A 19,370-nucleotide genomic window follows, 5' to 3' on the forward strand; every position below is an offset into this window, starting at 1 on the left:
GTCAGCCGATCAGGGTCGGAATGCTGTTGAACAGGTTCAGGACGTAGTCCATGAAGTAATTCAGCAGCCAGGGGCCAGCGACGATCAGGGTCACCAGCATCACCAGCAGACGCGGCAGGAAGCTCAGGGTCTGCTCGTTGATCTGTGTCGCGGCCTGGAACATCGCCACGATAAGACCGCAGATCAGGCTCGGCACCACCAGGATGGCCACCAGCATGGTGGTCAGCCACAGCGCCTCGCGAAACAGGTCGATCGCCACTTCAGGGGTCATCGCACAGCCTCCTCGTCGAACCGGCTATACGCCGCCAAAACTGCCGGCCAGCGTGCCGACGATCAGCGCCCAGCCATCCACCAGCACGAACAGCATGATCTTGAACGGCAGGGAAATGATCAACGGCGACAGCATCATCATACCCATGGCCATCAGCACACTGGCCACCACCATGTCGATGATCAGGAACGGAATGAAGATCATGAAGCCGATCTGGAACGCCGTCTTGAGCTCGGAAATCACGAACGCCGGCACCAGGATGGTCAGCGGCGCAGCATCCGGGGTCGGAATGTCGGTGCGCTTGGACAGGCGCATGAACAGCTCAAGGTCGCTGGTGCGCGTCTGCGCGAGCATGAAGTCCTTGATCGGCACCTGGGCCCTGGCCACTGCATCCTGGGCCGTGAGGGTCTCGGCCAGGTAGGGCTGCAGGGCCTCGTTGTTCACTCGGTCGAACACCGGCGCCATGATGAACATGGTCAGGAACAGCGCCATGCCGATGAGAATCTGGTTGGATGGGGTCTGCTGCAGGCCCAGGGCCTGACGCAGGATCGAGAACACCACGATGATCCGCGTGAAGCTGGTCATCAGCATGACGAACGCCGGAATGAAGCTCAGCGCCGTCATGATCAGCAGGATCTGCAGGCTGACCGAATACTCCTGCTGACCGTTGGCCCCGCTGGACAAGGAGATCGCCGGGATCGACAGCGGGTCGGCCGCCAGCACGGCAGGCGCCGACGAGGCCAGGAACAGCACGATCAGTAAACGCAAAGCGCGCATCACTTGGGTTCCTTATCCTTGCCCATCAGCTCCAGCAGACGCTGGGCGAATTCAGGCGTGGCCGGCTCGCGCACCGGCACCTCGACGTTGTCCTTGAGCACATGCAGCGGTGTGATGCGTCCAGGCGTGATGCCCAGCAGGATCTGCTCCTTGCCCACCTGCACCAGCACCAGCCGGTCGCGCGGACCGATGGCACGGGAGCCGATCATCTCGATGACCTGCGCATTGCCGGGTGCCATGCTCTGCACCCGCCGCACCACCCAGGCCAGGGCGAAGATCAGGCCCACCACCAGCAGCAGACCCAGCAGCAGTTGCAGCAGTTGCCCACCCATCCCACCAGGCAAGGCGCTACCCACCTGCGGCGCAGCCGCCTGGGTGGCCGGCTCGGCCGCCAGGGCCAGCGCCGGCATGGCCATCAGCGCCATGGCACTCGACAGACGCTTCACTTAACGCAGCTTCTTGATACGTTCGCTGGGGCTGATCACGTCGGTCAGGCGGATGCCGAACTTCTCGTTGACCACGACCACTTCACCATGGGCGATCAGCGTACCGTTGACCAGCACGTCCAACGGCTCGCCGGCCAGGCGATCCAGCTCGATCACCGAGCCCTGGTTGAGCTGCAGCAGGTTGCGGATGCTGATATCGGTGCTGCCCACTTCCATGGAGATGGATACCGGAATATCCAGGATCACATCCAGGTTCGGGCCTTCCAGCGACACGGGCCCGGCAGCCTTCGGCGTGCTGCCGAACTCTTCCATCGGCATGCGGGTCGATTGCGGCTTGCTGGCCTCGTCGGCCGCCAGCAGTGCGTCGATGTCCGCCTGCCCTCCTTCGCCGGCCTCGTTCAGCGCAGCCGCCCATTCATCGGCCAACGCCTGGTCATCAGCAGACGTCATTTCGTTTTCATCAGCCATCGGTTGTCCTCTGCGGGCAGTGATTCAAATACGCGATATGGATTACGGCGCGACCTTCGGTCAACGCCGCTCTATGGGTTCGATGATCTGCAGGGCCAGGTTGCCCTTGTGCGAGCCCAGCTTGACCTTGAACGACGGCACGCCATTGGCGCGCATGACCAGCGATTCAGGCAGATCCACCGGAATCACGTCGCCAGGCTGCATGTGCAGAATCTCGCGCAGCGCCAGCTGACGCTGGGCCACGGTGGTGGTCAGCGGCACCGAGACATCCAGCACGTCTTCCTTGAGCGCCTTGACCCAGCGCTCGTCCTGGTCATCGAGGTCGGACTGGAAGCCGGCGTCGAGCATTTCGCGGATCGGCTCGATCATCGAGTAAGGCATGGTGACGTGCAGGTCGCCGCCACCGCCGTCGAGTTCGATATGGAAGGTGGAAATCACCACAGCCTCGCTGGGGCCGACGATGTTGGCCATGGCCGGGTTGACCTCCGAGTTGATGTACTCGAAGTTGACTTCCATGATCGCCTGCCAGGCTTCCTTCAGGTCGATGAACGCCTGGTCCAGCACGATGCGCACCACACGCAGCTCGGTAGGCGTGAACTCACGACCTTCGATCTTCGCGTGACGGCCATCGCCGCCAAAGAAGTTGTCCACCAGCTTGAACACCAGCTTGGCGTCGAGAATGAACAGCGCCGTGCCACGCAACGGCTTGATCTTGGCCAGGTTGAGGCTGGTCGGCACATACAGCGAATGCACGTATTCACCGAACTTCATCACCTGCACCCCGCCCACCGCCACATCGGCGGAACGGCGCAGCAGGTTGAACATGCTGATGCGGGTGTAACGGGCAAAACGCTCGTTGATCATTTCCAGGGTCGGCATGCGTCCGCGGACGATGCGGTCCTGACTCGTCAGGTCGTAGCTCTTGACGCTGCCAGGCTCGACAGCGCTTTCGGTCTGGACCATTCCATCGTCCACGCCATGCAGCAGCGCGTCGATCTCATCCTGGGAGAGCAGGTCTTGCACGGCCATGTCGCGGAATCCTACTGCAATACGAAGTTGGTGAAGAGCAGCTGCTCGACGACAGTCTTGCCCACTTCTTTCTGAGCGACTTCCTGAATGCTGGCGGTGGCCTTCTGGCGCAGGAGTTCCTGGCCGATCGGCGACGACAGCGATTCGAACGGAATACTGGAGAACAGCATCACCAGGTTGTTGCGAATGGTGGGCATGTGCACTTTCAGGGCTTCAAGATCGGCAGCATTACGCGCCAGCATGGTGATGTTCACCTGCATGTAGCGCTGCCGGCCGTTGGCGTTGAAGTTGATGACAAAAGCCGGGGTCAGTGGCTCGAACAGCGCAGGCTGGCGAACGTTGGTGGCGGCTGCCGGCTCGGCCTTGACTTCAGGCTTGTGCATGAAGAACCAGGTCGCACCGACCGAAAGGCCGACAGCCAGCAACAGGGCCACGACCACGATGATGATGAGCTTGAGTTTACCTTTCGAGCCAGGCTCTTTGACTGCTTCACTCTGCGCCATGCCAATAATCCGTCAGTATTCAAGGGGTTCGCTGATACGTAACGGAGTTTGAGCAAGTGTTATGCCAGAGTTGCAATCAAGCCCGCCAGACAGGCCCATGCGAGAGCTGGAAAGGCCGGAAACACAGGCTTGCGGCATGCATGCGAGCGTTCGGCGGCGGCCATGCACCGCCGAACGGCAGGCGTCAATCAGGCGTAATAATCGATTTCGCTGCTACCGATGACCCGCTGCGCCGGCTGACTGGCCGCTACGGCTGATTCCGGCGCTACGTCCTCCACCGTCTCCGCACCACCGACACCACCACGCCCGCCGCCTCGCTGAGCACGACTGGCCTGCTCCTGGGCCTGTTGCTGCGCCTGCTGCTGAGACTGGTCGGAGACGTTGACGTCCACCTGACCGAGGCCCTGCTGGCTGAACGATTCACGCAGGCGCGACACCTGGCTTTCCAGCGCATCACGCACCCCCACATGGGCGCTCATGAAGGTGACCTGGGTCTGCTGGTCCGGCGCCATATTGACGCGGATGTCCAGACGCCCCAGCTCGGCCGGCTCAAGCTTGATCTCCGCCGACTTGAGGTTCTGACTGGACAGATACATGACTCGGTCGACGATACCTTCGCTCCAGCCGCTGCGGTGCATGGCCAAGGGCTGGGCCAAGGGCGAGGCAGCGGCCGGGTTGGCGACCTTCGCCGGCTGGGCTGCCTGACTTAGCGCTGCCAGGCGCTCGGCGAAGTTGTCGACACGGGTGTCGCTGGCGGCATTTTTGGTGTCTTTCAGACCATCGGCGATCAGACCACCAAAGGCTTTTTCGCCACTTTCAGTACTGCCCTGGTCAGAGGCCCCCTTGTCAGCCAGGCTCGCCAGATTATTGACAACGTTCTGCGCCTGACTGGCATCACCGTCCGCATTCTGCGGCTGGGCGTTGCGCTCCTGGCCGGCAGTGGCCTCCTGCGTGGTAGCGCGATGCTTGCCGGTGGCGTTTTCCAGGGCGAACTGCAAGGCATGCAGGCCATCGAGCGGGTCGGCCTGCGGGTCGAAACCGTCTTCGCTCTGGGGCGCTGCCACCACCAGCGCGGCGGCGGCCTGTGCGGGATCCGCAGCGTTGGCCGAGACGTCCGGCAGCGCCGGAACAGGGGTCGCTACCGGCAGCGAGGCTACCGCCTGCTGCTGCGCAGGATCGAGGGCTGGATCACCGGCCACCGGCAACTGCAACACCAGGGACGGATCCACAGAAGGATCGGTGGCCTGCGTGACCTGCTGATCGCTGTCTTGGTCATCCGCCTTGTCAGACTTGGCCGTTGTCTGGACTGGCAACGAATTGCCGCTATCGGCAACCTTGTTCTGGTCACCCGCCTGTGAATTGTCCTGAGTCGGCTTGTCCTTGCCGGCAACCGGCTTGTCCTTGGCGACGGCTGGCTTGTCCGAACCTGCGCGCGCAGGCACGTCACGACTGGCAGCCGGAGCGTCCTGAGATTGCCGGGAATAGACGCTGGAAAAGCTCGACGCCTCGCCTCCGGGGGTCTCGGCAGGCTTGAAAGCATTGGCCGCAGACGACGTTCTGGACGTCGCCGAAGCATTGGCCTGCAATAGGATTTCTGGAGCGAGGGGCATCTTGATCTCCGCACTAGGCAAAACGATGAGTTCAGCAAAGCAAGATGCAGGCCAGGTTTCTCCGAAGAGCTATTTTTCAGGTCTGCGCCATCAGCGTCTGCCGCTCGGCCTCGAAGAGCTGGCGGATGCTCTGGTACTCCTCGTCGATCAGCGCGATCAACTGCTCGAGCCCCTCAGGCTGCTCGCGGCGAGCCTGCTCTTCGAGGCGCAGACAGAGTTCTGACAGCAGTACAGCGCCCATGTTGCTGCTGCTGCCCTTGAAGCTGTGCGCGGCCAGCCCCAACTCGCCCATGTTCAACGAGGGTCGATCGAACGTCATGGTCCGCGAAGCCTGGCGAAACAACGCCATGCGCAGGTCGGAATCCTTGAGAAAGACATCGATCAGCGTCAGGTATTCGTCTTCCATGACCTCATGCAAGGTGTTCAATACATTGTGATCCACATGTCCGGCTGCCACTTGCTCACTCCTTGATCAAGAAACCGTTGGCGAGTATGCCACTTCCCCCCAGGAAAACTCCACGTGAGCTGCACGCCCGTCGTCCGACCAGTGCGCCTCGCGACACAGGGAGCGAATCAGGCGCAGGCCGCGCCCACACAATTCGCTTTCGCCCGGCGTACGCTCAAGCACATCCTGCACATCGAAGCCCTGGCCGCTGTCACGCACACAGATGCCGAGGCTGCCACCCTGAGAGGATGAGCGCACCTGCAACTCCAGACGCACGAACCCGAACTGCAACGCCGCCAGACGTCTGGCGCGCTCTTCGTAATAGAGTGCGAAACCGCTGGCATCACGCTTGAGCGTCGAGTCCAGCCCCAGCACGCCGTGATCCAGGGCATTGCTGTAAAGCTCGGTCAACACGCTGTAGAGCGCACCGCCCTGCTCCCGCAGCTCATGCATCTCCAACAGCAGTTGCAGGATGCCCGGCAGCGGGTTGAACGCCTTGAGGGTAGGCGGGCGAAACTCGAAGGACACCGACCAGTCCATCGGCTCGACCACCACGTTCTCGGTGTGCCAGGCAGCCCGCGTGTCGACCGGCATACGCTGGCCGGTGCTGACCTCCAGCATGCTGACGTCATCACGGGCACGCCCTCCGAAATCATTGAGCGCCTGGAGAATCTCCTGGATGAGCATGGTCGGCTCGCGATTGGCCGCCAGCACCTCACACAGTCGCTGGGAACCGAAAATCCGCTCTTCAGCGTCGCGGGTGTCGATCACGCCATCGGAGCACAGGAACACCCGATCACCCTGACCCAGGGGATAGACCTGCGTACTGGCATCGAAAGCCCTGGCCGACAACACCCCCAGCGGCAGGTGCCGTGACGGCAACGGTGTGATCGAGCCATGACGGGCGCTGAGCAGGTAACCATCCGGCAAGCCGCCATTCCACAGTTCGACCTGCTGCTGATTGAAGTCGAACGCCGCGAGAGTGGCACAACAGAACATGTCCACAGGCAGGATGCGCTTGAGCTTGGCGTTCATCTCGCGAAGCATCTCGGCCAACCCGTAGCCCTTGGCGGTCATGCCATAGAACACGTCGGCCAGCGGCATGGCACCCACCGCAGCCGGCAATCCGTGACCCGTGAAGTCGCCCAGCAATACATGCATGTGCCCGGCCGGCGTGTAGGCCGCCAGCATCAGGTCACCGTTGAACAATGCATAGGGAGATTGCAAATAGCGAATATTCGGCGCATCCAGACACCCGGAATGGGCCACCTGGTCGAACACCGCCTTGGCGACCCTCTGCTCGTTGAGCAGATGCTCACGGTGCGCGGCCAGTTGGTCCCGCTGGCGCAATACCGTGTCCTGCAACTGGCGCAGGCGATTCATGGCATTGATCTTTGCCGCCAGCACCTGCGGATTGAAAGGCTTGGCGAGAAAATCGTCACCCCCGGCGTCCAGGCAACGCGCCACGGCCTCACCGTCAGCCAGGGAAGTCAGGAAGATCACCGGCACCAGCGAGTCACCTGCCATCTGCTTGATGCGCCGCGCCGCCTCGAAGCCATCGATGACCGGCATCATGGCGTCCATCAATACCAGATCCGGTCGCTCGCTGACATACAACGCCAATGCCTGCTCGCCGTTGCAGGTCACCAGGGGCTGGTGGCCCTGGCGACTCACCAGAGTCGCCAGCAACAGCCGATCGCTGGGGCTGTCATCGGCAATCAGAATGCGCAGGCTCTGCGCCTCGGACTGCAAGACTCAGCCCATCTGGAACAGTTTGAAGAAGTTCGAGATCGTCAGGATCTTGACCACGTCCGGGGTGCAGTTGATCAGGCGGACCTGCGCCTTGTCGCCCCCGGCGTGGTCACGCAGCAACAGCAGCATGCCCAGCGCAGAGCTGTCCAGGTACTGGGTGCCGCGCAGGTCGACCGCATATTCCAGATCACCCGGATAGGCCTGGTAAGCCGCGCGAAAGTCCTGGTGGGATGAAAAGTCGAAGCGCCCTTCGACAAACAGCGTGACTTGCCGACCATCCGCAGAACGCTCGGAAGTAACCGCCATACGACCTCCTGTAACCTTGCCTTGATAAGACACAGCCTAGACGAAGTCTGCCGCATCGAAGATGAAAACCCGGGCCGGAACGGCTTATGAATGCCGGAACGGGTCACCAACAACCCGAGCGGCCTTAGCGGCAATACTGCTCAGTTAGACGCTATTGGGCTTTTGTTGGAGCTTGCTCGCGAACAGGCCAGCAAATTCCATGAATCTGCTGTGAACGTGACGCAGCCATCGCGAGCAAGCTCGCTCCCACGGTCTGAACTGACCAGTATTGCCGCTAAAGCCAATACTGATCAGTTAGGCCGGGTAGGAGCGGCTTCAGCCGCGAAGCGACCGCCAGTTCACAGCAGATGCAGTGATTTTCCTGGCGCTTTCGCGGCTAAAGCCGCTCCCACCGGGCCCCATAACGACTAACTGAACAGTATTGCCGCTAAAGCCGTTCCTACAGGTCATGGCGCGGCAGGCGCTGGGACAATTCGTCCAGCAGTTTCTGCTCACGCTTGTCTTCCAGGGCACGGGCTTCATCAATGTAGCGCTGCACCAGCTTGCGCAGACCTTCGACACGGGCGTAAGCCTGTTGCCAGACGCCCCTGGCCCGATCCAGGTTGGCCTGGTGCCAGGCCAGGCTCTTGCGCTGCTGGCCGATGGCGGTTTCCAGCTGGTTGAGAAAGCGCTGGTAGTTCATCAGCCACTGCCCCGAGACACCATGCCCGCCCTTGTCGATCCATTGCTGCTGGTAATTGAGACGGAACTGTTCCAGCTCTTCGAGCTTGTTGTGCGCCAGGTTGACCTGCCCCTGCGCATGCCCGAGGCGCTGCGCGGCGCTGCGTTCGGCAGATTCGGCCATTTCCACCACCGGCGCCAGACGCGCCGCACGACTCTGTGCCATACCTCATCAACCGCCGGGAGCGGGCCCGAAGACGGCAGCCAGCGCTTGCTCGCTGTCCTGCATGTTCACGCTTTCACGTAGCCCCTGGCGTTGGAAACGCACCAGTGCCGGCTGCAGCTGGATGGCCAGGTCGGTCTCGCGGTCGCCGCCGGCCACGTAGGCACCCACGCTGATCAGGTCACGGCTCTGCTGGTAGCGTGACCACAACTGCTTGAAGTATTGCGCACGGGTCATGTGGTCCGCGCTGACCACCGCCGGCATCACCCGGCTGATGGACGCTTCGATGTCGATGGCCGGGTAATGCCCCTCCTCGGCCAGGCGCCGCGACAGCACAATATGCCCGTCGAGCACGCCGCGCGCCGAGTCGGCAATCGGGTCCTGCTGGTCATCGCCTTCGGAAAGCACGGTATAGAACGCCGTGATGGAACCGCCCCCCGCCTCGGCGTTACCGGCGCGTTCGACCAGCTTGGGCAGACGTGCGAACACCGACGGCGGATAGCCCTTGGTCGCTGGCGGCTCACCGATGGCCAAGGCGATTTCCCGCTGGGCCTGGGCGAAACGGGTCAGCGAATCCATCAACAACAGGACGTTCTTGCCACGATCACGGAAGTATTCGGCAATGCGCGTGCAGTACATCGCCGCACGCAGACGCATCAGTGGCGCATCGTCAGCCGGTGAGGCCACCACCACCGAACGCTTGAGGCCTTCCTCGCCAAGGATATGCTCGATGAACTCCTTGACCTCACGACCCCGCTCGCCAATCAAGCCGACGACGATGATGTCGGCCTCGGTGAAGCGGGTCATCATGCCCAGCAGCACACTCTTGCCCACCCCGGTACCGGCGAACAGGCCCAGACGCTGGCCGCGCCCCACCGTCAACAAACCGTTGATGCAGCGAATGCCGACATCCAGCGGCTGGCTGATCGGGTCGCGCTTGAGCGGGTTGATGGTCGGACCGTCCATGGGCACCCAGTCTTCGGCCTTGAGTGGTGGGCGGCCATCCAACGGGCGACCCGCACCATCCAGCACGCGCCCCAGCATGCTCATGCCCATGGGCAAGCGTCCGGTGTCGGCCAGCGGCACGACCCGCGCACCCGGCGCGATGCCGGCAACACTGCCGACCGGCATGAGGAACACCTTGCCACCGGCGAAGCCCATGACCTCGGCATCGACCTGCACCGGATGATGACTGTCATCGTTGATGACCACGCAGCGACTGCCCATGGCGGCGCGCAATCCTTCCGCCTCCAGGGTCAGACCAACCATGCGCAGCAGGCGGCCCTCGACCACGGGCTGGGTGGGCAGGTCTATGGCGCTGGCATAGCCGCCCAGGCGCTTGGCGAAACTGAGCCGGTCAAGGCGCATCGCTCGCCTCTGGATCTTGCACGGGCGCCTGCGCCTTGGTCGCTGACGCTTCGCCTTGGGTCCGAGGTGTCTCGACCTGCGGGATCTCGATATGCAGGTCGGCTGGCGCAGGGTGAGAAACCTGCTCGTGCATCTGGTCATACAGCCGCGCGATGGCTTGGGTGATGCGGGTCTCGACACTGGCGTCGATGCGACTGTGTTCGGTCTCGATCCGGCAGCCGCCAGGCATAAGGCTGTCGTCTTCGAGAATCTTCCAGCTTTCTTCGTGACGCTCGCGCAGCAGCTTGGCCTGGGCGAAGTCCTGCGGATTGACGAAGATGCGCAAATGATTGGCGCCCATGGGCAGCAGCTTCAGGGCATCGCGCAGCACATGGGCGATCTGCTGGGAGTCGGCCAGCAGCTCGCGCTGAATCACCTGGCGAGCGATGTGTTCGACCAGGTGCACCAGCGCTTTCTCGATCTGAGTGTCCTGCTCGGCGATCGGCTCGAACAATTGCTTCATCAGCAATTCGAGGCTGTCGAGCTTGGCCGCCAGCGCCACTTCGGCCTCCTGGCGCACCTTGATCTGAGTGCTGTGAAAACCTTCTTTCTCGCCGGTGGCAAAGCCTTCGTTCCAGGCCTCCTGACGAATGCTTTCCAGTTCTTCAAGGGTCAGCGGCTGGACCTCTTCCAGCGGCACTTCCTCGATCTCGGCCTGCTCGGGCTCCGGCTCCGGCTCGGGCTCAGGCTCGGGCAGCTCGGGATCGAAGCTGGGCAGCGACCAGATATCGACCACCTGTGCCTTGACATCCTTGGCGCGGATCAGGCCACTGGGTTGTTCTTTGCCAGTGCTCGACATGGGTTAGATCATTTCCTCGCCGCCCTTGCCACCCAGCACGATCTCGCCGGCCTCGGCCATGCGCCGTGCAATGGTAAGGATTTCCTTCTGCGCCGCCTCGACATCGCTGACCCGCACCGGCCCCTTGGCCTCCAGGTCGTCGCGCAGCAGCTCGGCAGCCCGTTTGGACATGTTCTTGAAAATCTTTTCCTTGACCGCCTCGTCGGCACCCTTGAGCGCCAGCACCAGCACGTCGGAAGACACTTCGCGCAGCAGCGCCTGGACACCCCGATCGTCGACGTCGGCCAGGTTGTTGAAGACGAACATGAGGTCTTCGATCTGCGTCGACAGATCTTCGTCGACCTCGCGGATCGAATCCATGAGCGCGCCTTCGATGGAGCTGTCGAGGAAGTTCATGATGTCCGCCGCCCGCTTGATGCCGCCCAGGGTGGTCCGCGAGGTGTTGGCGTTGCCGGAGAACTGCTTCTCGAGAATCTGGTTGAGTTCCTTGAGCGCCGCCGGCTGCACGGTGTTCAGCGAAGACACGCGCAGGATGATGTCCAGGCGCACCTTGTGATCGAAATGCCCCAGCACTTCACCAGCCTGGTCGGCGTCCAGATAGGCGACGACGATGGCCTGGATCTGCGGGTGCTCGTAGCGGATCACGTCGGCCACCGCACGCGGCTCCATCCACTTGAGGCTGTCCAGACCGCTGGTGTTGCCGCCCAGCAGGATCCGGTCGATCAGGCCATTGGCCTTGTCTTCGCCCAGGGCCTGGGTGAGCATCTTGCGAATGTAGCCGTCGGAGCCGACGCCGAGGCTGGTCTGGTCGCCGACGGTGTCGACGAACTCGCTCATCACCTCTTCGACCTGCTCGCGATGCACGTTGCGCATCTGCGCCATGGCCACACCGACCTTCTGCACCTCCTTCGGTCCCATGTGGCGCAGAACCTGCGCAGCGTCGGTCTCACCGAGTGACAGCAGCAGCACGGCGGCCTTCTCGACTTGGGTCAGCTTGATAGCCCCGGCTCGATCATTCATCGGCGTTAATCCACTCTTTCACGACCTGGGCGACACGCCCCGGATCTTCGGCCACCAAGCCTTTGATTGCGTTCAGCTGTGCGTCATAACCCTCGGTAGGGCTCGGCAGCAGGATGCTTTGCGGACCACCCAGGCTCACGCGGTCGGTGGACAGTTCGCCATCGAGACCGCCCATGCCGCCCAGCTCGGCGTCGCCGAACCCGGCCAGTTCCTTGCGCTTGGGGTTGGTGATGTTGTTGAGCACGGGGCGCAGCACACCGAACACCAGGATCAGGATGAAGATGACGCCCGCCGCCTGCTTGAGGATGTCCCAGAACCATGGCTGGGTGTAGAACGGCACGTCGGGGATGACTTCGCCACGCTCGCTGGAGAACGGCACGTTGATCACGCTGACGCTATCACCACGACTGGCATCGAAGCCCACGGCATCCTGGACCAGGCGAGTGAAACGCGCCAGGTCGGCGGCGCTCCATGGCGCGCGGGTCACTTCACCATTAGCCGGGTTGGTCTTGACCATGTCGTCCACTACCACCGCTACCGACAAGCGGGTCAGGCGACCTTGCTGCTGCTTGGTGTGGCTGATGGAACGGTCGAGTTCGAAGTTCTTGGTCGACTGCGAACGCTTGTCGGTCGGATACGGCGCCAAGGCTGGCTGGCCGGTCGCCGGGTCCATGATCTGCTGGCCGTTGGCATCGAGCAGCGGCTGACCGGGCGCAATGGCCGCAGCGGCACCGGCAGCTCCGCCCGTGGCGTTCTGCGGCGCAGTGGCCGGGCCGGGAGGCTGGTTGCTCAGCGCACCGGGAACCCCCTGGGGGCCAGAACTGCTGGAGCGCTGTTCATTGACCGACTGCTCGCTGCGCAGCGCCGGCTGGTCGGGATTGAAGCTTTCTGCGGTGGACTCCACGGCACTGAAGTCGACCATGGCCGAGACTTCAGCCTTGTAGCGGTCGTTACCCAGCACCGGCTGAAGGATGTTCTGCACGCGCTGAGTCAGCATGCTTTCCATGCGGCGGGTGTAGTCGAACTGCTTGCCGGCCATGGTCAGTTCGGAGTTCTCCGCCTGATCGGACAGCAGGTTGCCCTTCTGGTCCACCACGGTGACCTGCGACTTGGACAACTCCGGCACACTGGTCGCCACCAGATTGACGATGGCAGCCACCTGACCGGCCTCCAGGGCACGGCCGGGATACAGCTCGACCAGCACCGAAGCGGTCGGCTTGCGGTCGTCGCGCACGAACACCGAGCTTTTCGGAATCGCCAGGTGCACACGGGCGGCCTTGACGTTGTTCAGAGCCGAAATGGTGCGGGCCAGCTCGCCTTCCAGGCCACGACGGTAACGGGTCGCTTCCATGAACTGGCTGGTGCCCAGGCCCTGGTCCTTGTCGAGGATCTCGAAGCCGATGTTGGCGTCGGTCTGGCTCACGCCGGCCTGGGCCAGCTGGATACGTGCGCGCTGCAAGTCATCGGCCTTGACCAGCAGGGCGCCAGAATTGGGCTCGACGGTATAACGGATGTTGGCTGCAGTGAGAGTGTCCATCACCTGCTTGCTGTCCAGCCCGGCGAGGCTGCCATACAGGGGACGGTAGTCAGGCTGCTGTGACCAGAGCACGACGGCGAAACCGATGGCCACGCTCGCCGCCAGACCGACCAGAAGGCCGACCTGACGAAGCATGGTCATCTCGGAAAGATTCTCCAGAAAGGCAAAGCCCATGAACGGCTTCTTTTCGGAGGCGCCCGCCCTTGCTGGAACGGAATCGGCTGCTGCTTCGGCCATGACTCAGTACATCCCTTAAACTGGCATCTGCATGATGTCTTGATAGGCCTGAACCAGCTTGTTACGGACCTGGGTCAGCGCCTGGAAGGACACACTGGCCTTCTGCGAGGAGATCATCACGTCAGTCAGGTCGACCCCGCTCTTGCCCATTTCGAAGGCGTTGGCCAGTTGACTGGAAGCAGCCTGGGTATCGGCGACCTTGTTGATCGCCTCGCCGAGCAGGTCGGCGAAATTGCTGCCGGCGACTTCGGGGACGTTCGCATTGACCTTGGGAGCGGCCATGGCGTCCATCTGCATGGCCCGCATATCCAACATCAAGCGATTAAATTCAACACCTTGGCTCATGGACGTTATCTCTCGTAAGGCCCGCAAATTTTTGACACCGGTTCAGCGAATACCTAAGTCATAGCAACAAGAGTGCCAGCTAAATACCGGCAAATGGCCATCTAGGCACATTGCCGCAGTTCGCGACAAACTCGAATACAGCCTCAGTCCCCGGCGCCTGCATACTCGCACGCGGATATTTCACTGTATCGGCATTTGACACAGATCACATAAATGAAAAATAAAAAAACACGGCCCATCGGCTTCAGGTCGCGTAGAGGTACGCCTCGACGTCCATTCCGGCATCGCGCATCTGTGCCAGTTTGTAACGCAAGGTACGCGGGCTGATACCCAGGCGATCAGCCGCTTCCTTGCGCCGCCCGCGCTCACTGCGCAGGGTATCGATGATCAGCTGGAACTCACGGCGCCGCAGATCTTCCCCCAGCGCCCCGGCAGTTTCAGGCACTGTGGTGGCAGGTATTTCAGTCACCGGCGCAACAGCCGCCGGCTCGACAGTGAAGCTCACCGGACCGGCCAGGCAGAAATCCTGCACCTGGATGATCCCGCCCTGCTGGAGAATCAGTGCCCGCTGCACGGCGTTGTCCAGCTCACGCACGTTGCCCGGCCAGGCATAGCTCACCAGGCAGGCGCGCGCCTGCTCGGAAAGCTGCACCGGAGCATGCTTCATTTTCTTGACGTGCTTGTTCAGTAAACGCTCGGCCAGCGGCAGGATATCGGCGGTTCTATGACGCAGGGGCTGCCAGGCCAGCGGAAAGACCGACAGGCGATAGTAAAGGTCTTCACGGAAGCGCCCCGCAGCCACCTCCCCTGCCAGATCGCGGTTGGTGGTGGCCAGCACACGGATGTCCAGGCTGATGGGCCGCCGCGCACCTACCCGCTCGACCTCGCGCTCCTGCAGCACGCGCAGCAACTTGGCCTGCAAGCCCATGGGCATTTCGGAAATTTCGTCGAGCAGGATGGTGCCGCCGTCGGCCAGCTCGAACTTCCCGGCCTGCGCAGCGATAGCCCCGGTAAACGAGCCCTTCTCATGGCCGAACAGCGTCGCCTCGAGCATGTTGTCGGGGATCGCCGCACAGTTGATGGCAATGAAGGGTTTGTCGGCACGCGGTGAATGCTGATGAATGTAGCGCGCCAGCACTTCCTTGCCGGTACCCGACTCGCCCGAGATCAGCACGGTCGAATCGCTTTTCGCCACGCGACTGGCCAGCTCCAGCAATTGCCGGCTGGCCGGTTCGACCGCCACCGGGCCGTCCTCCTCTACACTGGCCAGCGAGCCCTGGGCGTGGCGCGCGACAAGGGCCAGCAGTGAAGCAGGCTCGAAGGGCTTGACCAGATAATCCACAGCACCCTGGCGAATGGCGTCCACCGCGCGCTCGACCGCGCCGTGCGCGGTCATCAGCAGTACCGGCAAATGCGGGTGGCGCTCGCGCAGCAGGCCGAGCAGCTGGTGCCCATCCATGCCGGGCATGTTCACATCGCTGATCACCAGGCCGAAGGGCTCACGACCGGCCAACAGCAAGGCCTCTTCGGCGCTGCCCACGGCACGGTATTCATGACCGGCCAGCTCCAGCGTATCACCCAGCGCCTCGCGCAATGAGCGATCGTCTTCGGCCAGCAAAATCCGGGTTGTCATCACACCTCTCCTTGAACACTGCCCGGCACCAGGGGCAGGCTGACGATTGCGCAGGTACCTCGGCCAGGTCGAGACAGGTAATGCACCCGCCCCTGGTGAGCCCGGGCAACCGCCATGACCACTCCGAGCCCGAGCCCGGTGCCAGTGGCCTTGGTGGTGAAGAATGGCTCACCGATGCGCGCCAGGGCCGCAGCGTCCATTCCGACACCGTTATCGCTGACACACAGGCGCAGGACATCACCGCGACGATAGGCATGCACCTTCACACGTACGGCGGCCGAACCAGCCTGGATAGCGTTCTCGACCAGGTTGAGCAGAGCCCCCACCAGGGTGTCGCGGTTACATAGCACCTCGCCGTCCAGCGCGTCACACTGCCAGCGCACCGACACATCACGCACATGGGTACGTGCCGCCGCCTCCAGGGCGTCGAACAGCGCCCGGCCAGACAACCGGTCGGTCAACGGCAACTCGCCGCGCGCGAACACCAGCATGTCGCGAACCTGATGTTCCAGCTCATGCAAACGATCCTTGAGCCGCGCCGCGAAACGCTGCTGGGTTTCCACCGTCAACGCCTGCTCACTCAGATGACTGGCGTAAATCATGGCGGCAGACAACGGGGTGCGGATCTGGTGAGCCAGCGAGGCCACCATGCGCCCCAGCGAGGACAGACGCTCATGACGCGCCAGTTGATCCTGCAAGTGTCGGGTTTCAGTCAGGTCGTTGAGCAGCACCAGCTGACCTGGCTCGGCATCCAGCGAGCGGGTGGCAATAGACAGACGACGACCGTCCTTGAGGGAGATTTCATGGCCATCGTCGCGGCGCGGCGCGAAGCACCGTGCAATCACCACGCGCCAGAGTTCGCCGACCAGAGGCTGCCCCAGCAGGTCCACGGCGGCGGGATTGGCCTCACGGACCACCCCCGAACCATCGATGACGATCACCCCGCCGGGAAGCAGGTCGAGCAGATTCTGCAAGCGATTGGCCAGGCGCTCCTTCTCGGCGAGCTCCTGCATGCGCTGCAAGGCCGCCTCGGCCAGTTCCCCCTTCAGCTCGCTGACCCTCGCTTCCAGCAACCCGTAGGAATCGGTGAGCTGCGTGGACATCTGATTGAACAGGGCGAAGGCCTGCTCCAGCCCTTGACGACTCTCCAGCTCCGGCGAAAGCGCCGGCTGAGCACAAGGGTGAGCGGAAAGTGGCAGGGCCTGGGACATCGGATTCTCTCTCACATGGCTAACCGTCATTAAACGGCCTGTTGAGAGAGCCTTGTGCAAACGCCGTGCCCACGCGGGGCACAAGCAGATGACAGGTCAGGTGCTGGCCGCCATCAGCCCGAAGCTACGGTGCTTTCGGGCCGATCGACCAAGCAGGATACGCAGATCGAAGAAAACGCAGACGACGCCAGGCGTCAATCATCCGCCTGTTCGTCACCTTCACGCCGGCTCATGCCGTACTTGCGCATCTTCTCGACCAGCGTGGTGCGTCGGATACGCAGCCGCTCGGCCGCACGCGCCACGATGCCATTGGCATCGTCGAGCGCCTGCTGGATCAACCCTTGTTCGAGACCACCGAGGTAGTCCTTGAGATCGAGGCCTTCGGGCGGCAGCATCGCACCGGCGGAAAAGTCCGGCGTCGTGGAGTTGTTGATCGCCACACGCTCTTCGAGGTCGCTGCGCAGGCTGTCGACCATCTGCTCGTCTTCATCCTCGACGTAGCGGAATTTCTTCGGCAGCTCCGAGACGCCGATCACCCCATAGGGATGCATGATCGCCATGCGTTCGACCAGATTGGCCAGCTCACGTACGTTGCCCGGCCAGCCGTGCCTGCACAGCGACATGATCGCTGCCGAGTTGAAACGAATGGAGCCACGCTTTTCGTGCTCCATACGCGAGATCAGCTCGTTCATCAGCAACGGGATGTCTTCGACGCGCTCGCGCAGCGGCGCCATCTCGATCGGGAATACGTTGAGGCGGTAATAAAGGTCTTCACGGAACGCGCCGGTCTCGATCATCGCCTCGAGATTCTTGTGCGTCGCCGCGATGATCCGCACGTCGATGCTCTGGGTCTTGTTGCTACCCACGCGCTCGAAGGTGCGCTCCTGCAGCACGCGCAGCAGCTTGACCTGCATGGGCAGCGGCATGTCGCCGATTTCATCGAGGAACAGAGTACCGCCGTTGGCCAGCTCGAAACGCCCGGCTCGGCTGGTGATGGCGCCGGTGAACGCGCCCTTCTCGTGACCGAACAGCTCGCTTTCCAGCAGCTCGGCCGGAATGGCGCCGCAGTTGACCGGCACGAAGGGCGCGTCACGCCGCTTGGAGTGGTAATGCAGGTTGCGCGCCACGACTTCCTTGCCAGTGCCCGACTCACCCAGGATCAGCACACTGGCGTCGGTGTCGGCGACCTGCTGCATCATCTGCCGGACATGCTGGATGGCCCGGCTGGTGCCTACCAGACTGCGGAACAGATTGGGTTCGCGATGCCGGCCACGCTCGCGCGCCTGGTCATACATCTCGCGATAGACCTGGGCACGGTGCAGGGCATCGAGCAGCTTGCTGTAGCTCGGCGGCATTTCCAGGGTTGCCAGCACCCGCCGACGCAGGTCTTCAGGCAATTCCACCGTGGAATTTTCACCAAAAAGCAGAACGGGAAGGAACTCATCCCAGGCAGCGATGGTCTTAAGCAGGCCCTGAAGGCTTCCCGCCGCGCTGACATTGCCGATCAGCACGCACAGCACTTCACGTGTGGAGCCAAGAGAACCGACGACCTGCTGCCAGTCCTGGCTCGAGCAGGCAATGTTCTCTTCGCCGAGAAAATTCAGAATGACCGCCAGATCACGGCGGCGCGAGCTATCGTCATCGATCAGCAGAATTTTGATTTCACGCCACATGCAATAGCAACTTCCCTAGTCCACTCTAAAGCTCGCCAGACACGCGAGCCGCTTGGCATCTCAGCCGTTTGTATCGATCTGACGCCAGAAAACAAAAAACATCACTAGTTAAGTCAAAAAAGCCGATACAGTCAAATTAATGGCGTGAATGGTATCGACTCTTAACTTCAGCCGAACAGATGGTATACCTTCGTCGCATTCTTTGCTCGCTGAATCTCGGACATCTCATCGACAATGGCCTGACGCTCCCCCACGGCGACGTCAATCAACTGCCTGTAAACGCCCAATAATTCTTCAAGATTGCTGCGCAACTCTTCGTCATCGGGCTTGGCGTCGCTCTCGCTCACCACCGACTCCACGCATTCGCGGCACGCCAGGTCGAGCTTGCTGATCGCCTCCCAGTCACGCTCGGCCAGTGCACTGACCAGCGCTTCGCGGGTTTCTTCGATACGTTTGAGCGCAGCACTCATGGGTGATTCTCCTGAGGGCGTTTAGACGGTAGCCGGCTGCTCAGCGACCTCACCGATCGCATCCCAACCCTCCTTGACCGTAATCAGCAAACCAGCCACCTCGTCGAGGATCTTCTGGTCATTCTTGATATTAGCCTCGGCCAGACGCTTCATCATGTAGTGATACAGATTGTCCTGGCTGTGCAAGGCATCGGAACCGTGATTTTCCAGGTCCAGGCCTTCACGCAGACCACCGATGATATCGATGGCCTTGCCGATGAACACGCCCTTGCTCGCCACATCCTTACGCGACATGGCACCCTTGGCCTGGGCGATGCGGTCGAGACCGCCTTCCATCAACATTTGCACCAGGCGATGAGGACTGGCCTCGGAAGTCTGGGCGTGTGAACCGACTTTCTGATATTGACGCAACGCTAACATGGGATTCATGGGGGACCTCTCGGACAATCCGTACGCGGTATATTCAAGCTATCGACGCAGCGTCAAAAAACTTTAAGCCCTCAAGCAAAAACCCGACACGTGGTCGGGTTCCTGTCACAAGCCTACGC

At 62.1% G+C, this 19,370-nt stretch carries 21 protein-coding genes; all 21 read right to left on the bottom strand.

Going from position 1 to position 19,370, the window contains the following annotated elements:
- Position 1: 1 nt before the first annotated feature.
- Positions 2–271 (bottom strand): flagellar biosynthesis protein FliQ, encoded by a 270-nt coding sequence (gene fliQ / locus RRX38_RS08145; RefSeq protein WP_295472525.1) that lies wholly within the window; start codon positions 269–271, stop codon positions 2–4.
- 24 nt (positions 272–295) lie between these two features.
- Positions 296–1,048: a flagellar type III secretion system pore protein FliP gene (fliP, locus tag RRX38_RS08150; RefSeq protein WP_315962173.1), complete on the bottom strand. Its 753-nt coding sequence runs from the start codon at positions 1,046–1,048 to the stop codon at positions 296–298.
- A complete protein-coding gene (gene fliO, locus RRX38_RS08155) occupies positions 1,048–1,473 on the bottom strand; it encodes a flagellar biosynthetic protein FliO (protein WP_315962646.1) in 426 nt (141 codons plus the stop codon). The genes fliP and fliO overlap by 1 nt, the downstream gene beginning before the upstream one ends.
- A gap of 21 nt (positions 1,474–1,494) precedes the next feature.
- Positions 1,495–1,962, bottom strand: a complete 468-nt coding sequence (gene fliN, locus RRX38_RS08160; protein ID WP_295472529.1) for a flagellar motor switch protein FliN — start codon at positions 1,960–1,962, stop codon at positions 1,495–1,497.
- Positions 1,963–2,022: 60 nt separating this feature from the next.
- A complete protein-coding gene (gene fliM, locus RRX38_RS08165; RefSeq protein ID WP_295472530.1) occupies positions 2,023–2,991 on the bottom strand; it encodes a flagellar motor switch protein FliM in 969 nt (322 codons plus the stop codon).
- Positions 2,992–3,002: 11 nt separating this feature from the next.
- Complete coding sequence (gene fliL / locus RRX38_RS08170) at positions 3,003–3,494, bottom strand: flagellar basal body-associated protein FliL (protein WP_295472531.1); 492 nt, start codon at positions 3,492–3,494, stop codon at positions 3,003–3,005.
- A 188-nt stretch (positions 3,495–3,682) separates the two neighbouring features.
- Positions 3,683–5,104, bottom strand: coding sequence for a flagellar hook-length control protein FliK (locus RRX38_RS08175; RefSeq protein WP_315962174.1), 1,422 nt, complete (start codon positions 5,102–5,104; stop codon positions 3,683–3,685).
- Positions 5,105–5,180: 76 nt separating this feature from the next.
- Positions 5,181–5,510: an Hpt domain-containing protein gene (locus RRX38_RS08180; protein WP_315962647.1), complete on the bottom strand. Its 330-nt coding sequence runs from the start codon at positions 5,508–5,510 to the stop codon at positions 5,181–5,183.
- A 66-nt stretch (positions 5,511–5,576) separates the two neighbouring features.
- On the bottom strand, positions 5,577–7,301 hold the full coding sequence (locus RRX38_RS08185; RefSeq protein WP_315962175.1) for a fused response regulator/phosphatase: 1,725 nt from the start codon (positions 7,299–7,301) through the stop codon (positions 5,577–5,579).
- 3 nt (positions 7,302–7,304) lie between these two features.
- Positions 7,305–7,607, bottom strand: a complete 303-nt coding sequence (locus RRX38_RS08190) for an STAS domain-containing protein (RefSeq protein WP_315962176.1) — start codon at positions 7,605–7,607, stop codon at positions 7,305–7,307.
- Between the two features lie 439 nt (positions 7,608–8,046).
- On the bottom strand, positions 8,047–8,493 hold the full coding sequence (gene fliJ / locus RRX38_RS08195; protein WP_295472538.1) for a flagellar export protein FliJ: 447 nt from the start codon (positions 8,491–8,493) through the stop codon (positions 8,047–8,049).
- A 6-nt stretch (positions 8,494–8,499) separates the two neighbouring features.
- The gene (gene fliI, locus RRX38_RS08200; protein ID WP_315962177.1) at positions 8,500–9,858 is read right to left on the bottom strand and encodes a flagellar protein export ATPase FliI; all 1,359 of its coding nucleotides are present in this window, start codon (positions 9,856–9,858) and stop codon (positions 8,500–8,502) included.
- A complete protein-coding gene (gene fliH / locus RRX38_RS08205; protein ID WP_315962178.1) occupies positions 9,848–10,696 on the bottom strand; it encodes a flagellar assembly protein FliH in 849 nt (282 codons plus the stop codon). Before fliH ends, fliI begins: the two co-directional genes overlap by 11 nt.
- A gap of 3 nt (positions 10,697–10,699) precedes the next feature.
- Positions 10,700–11,716: a flagellar motor switch protein FliG gene (gene fliG, locus RRX38_RS08210; protein ID WP_295472543.1), complete on the bottom strand. Its 1,017-nt coding sequence runs from the start codon at positions 11,714–11,716 to the stop codon at positions 10,700–10,702.
- Entirely contained in the window at positions 11,709–13,490 is a 1,782-nt protein-coding gene (gene fliF, locus RRX38_RS08215; RefSeq protein WP_315962179.1) for a flagellar basal-body MS-ring/collar protein FliF, read from the bottom strand. Before fliF ends, fliG begins: the two co-directional genes overlap by 8 nt.
- A gap of 15 nt (positions 13,491–13,505) precedes the next feature.
- Positions 13,506–13,835: a flagellar hook-basal body complex protein FliE gene (gene fliE / locus RRX38_RS08220; RefSeq protein WP_315962180.1), complete on the bottom strand. Its 330-nt coding sequence runs from the start codon at positions 13,833–13,835 to the stop codon at positions 13,506–13,508.
- A gap of 244 nt (positions 13,836–14,079) precedes the next feature.
- A complete protein-coding gene (locus RRX38_RS08225) occupies positions 14,080–15,468 on the bottom strand; it encodes a sigma-54 dependent transcriptional regulator (protein ID WP_315962181.1) in 1,389 nt (462 codons plus the stop codon).
- Complete coding sequence (locus RRX38_RS08230) at positions 15,468–16,679, bottom strand: sensor histidine kinase (RefSeq protein WP_315962182.1); 1,212 nt, start codon at positions 16,677–16,679, stop codon at positions 15,468–15,470. The genes RRX38_RS08225 and RRX38_RS08230 overlap by 1 nt, the downstream gene beginning before the upstream one ends.
- A gap of 194 nt (positions 16,680–16,873) precedes the next feature.
- Positions 16,874–18,352: a transcriptional regulator FleQ gene (gene fleQ, locus RRX38_RS08235; RefSeq protein ID WP_315962183.1), complete on the bottom strand. Its 1,479-nt coding sequence runs from the start codon at positions 18,350–18,352 to the stop codon at positions 16,874–16,876.
- A gap of 167 nt (positions 18,353–18,519) precedes the next feature.
- On the bottom strand, positions 18,520–18,822 hold the full coding sequence (gene fliT, locus RRX38_RS08240; RefSeq protein ID WP_295472555.1) for a flagellar protein FliT: 303 nt from the start codon (positions 18,820–18,822) through the stop codon (positions 18,520–18,522).
- A 21-nt stretch (positions 18,823–18,843) separates the two neighbouring features.
- Positions 18,844–19,251: a flagellar export chaperone FliS gene (gene fliS, locus RRX38_RS08245; RefSeq protein WP_315962184.1), complete on the bottom strand. Its 408-nt coding sequence runs from the start codon at positions 19,249–19,251 to the stop codon at positions 18,844–18,846.
- Positions 19,252–19,370 lie beyond the last annotated feature (119 nt).

This window comes from Pseudomonas sp. DTU_2021_1001937_2_SI_NGA_ILE_001, from assembly GCF_032463525.1.
Lineage (GTDB): Bacteria > Pseudomonadota > Gammaproteobacteria > Pseudomonadales > Pseudomonadaceae > Aquipseudomonas.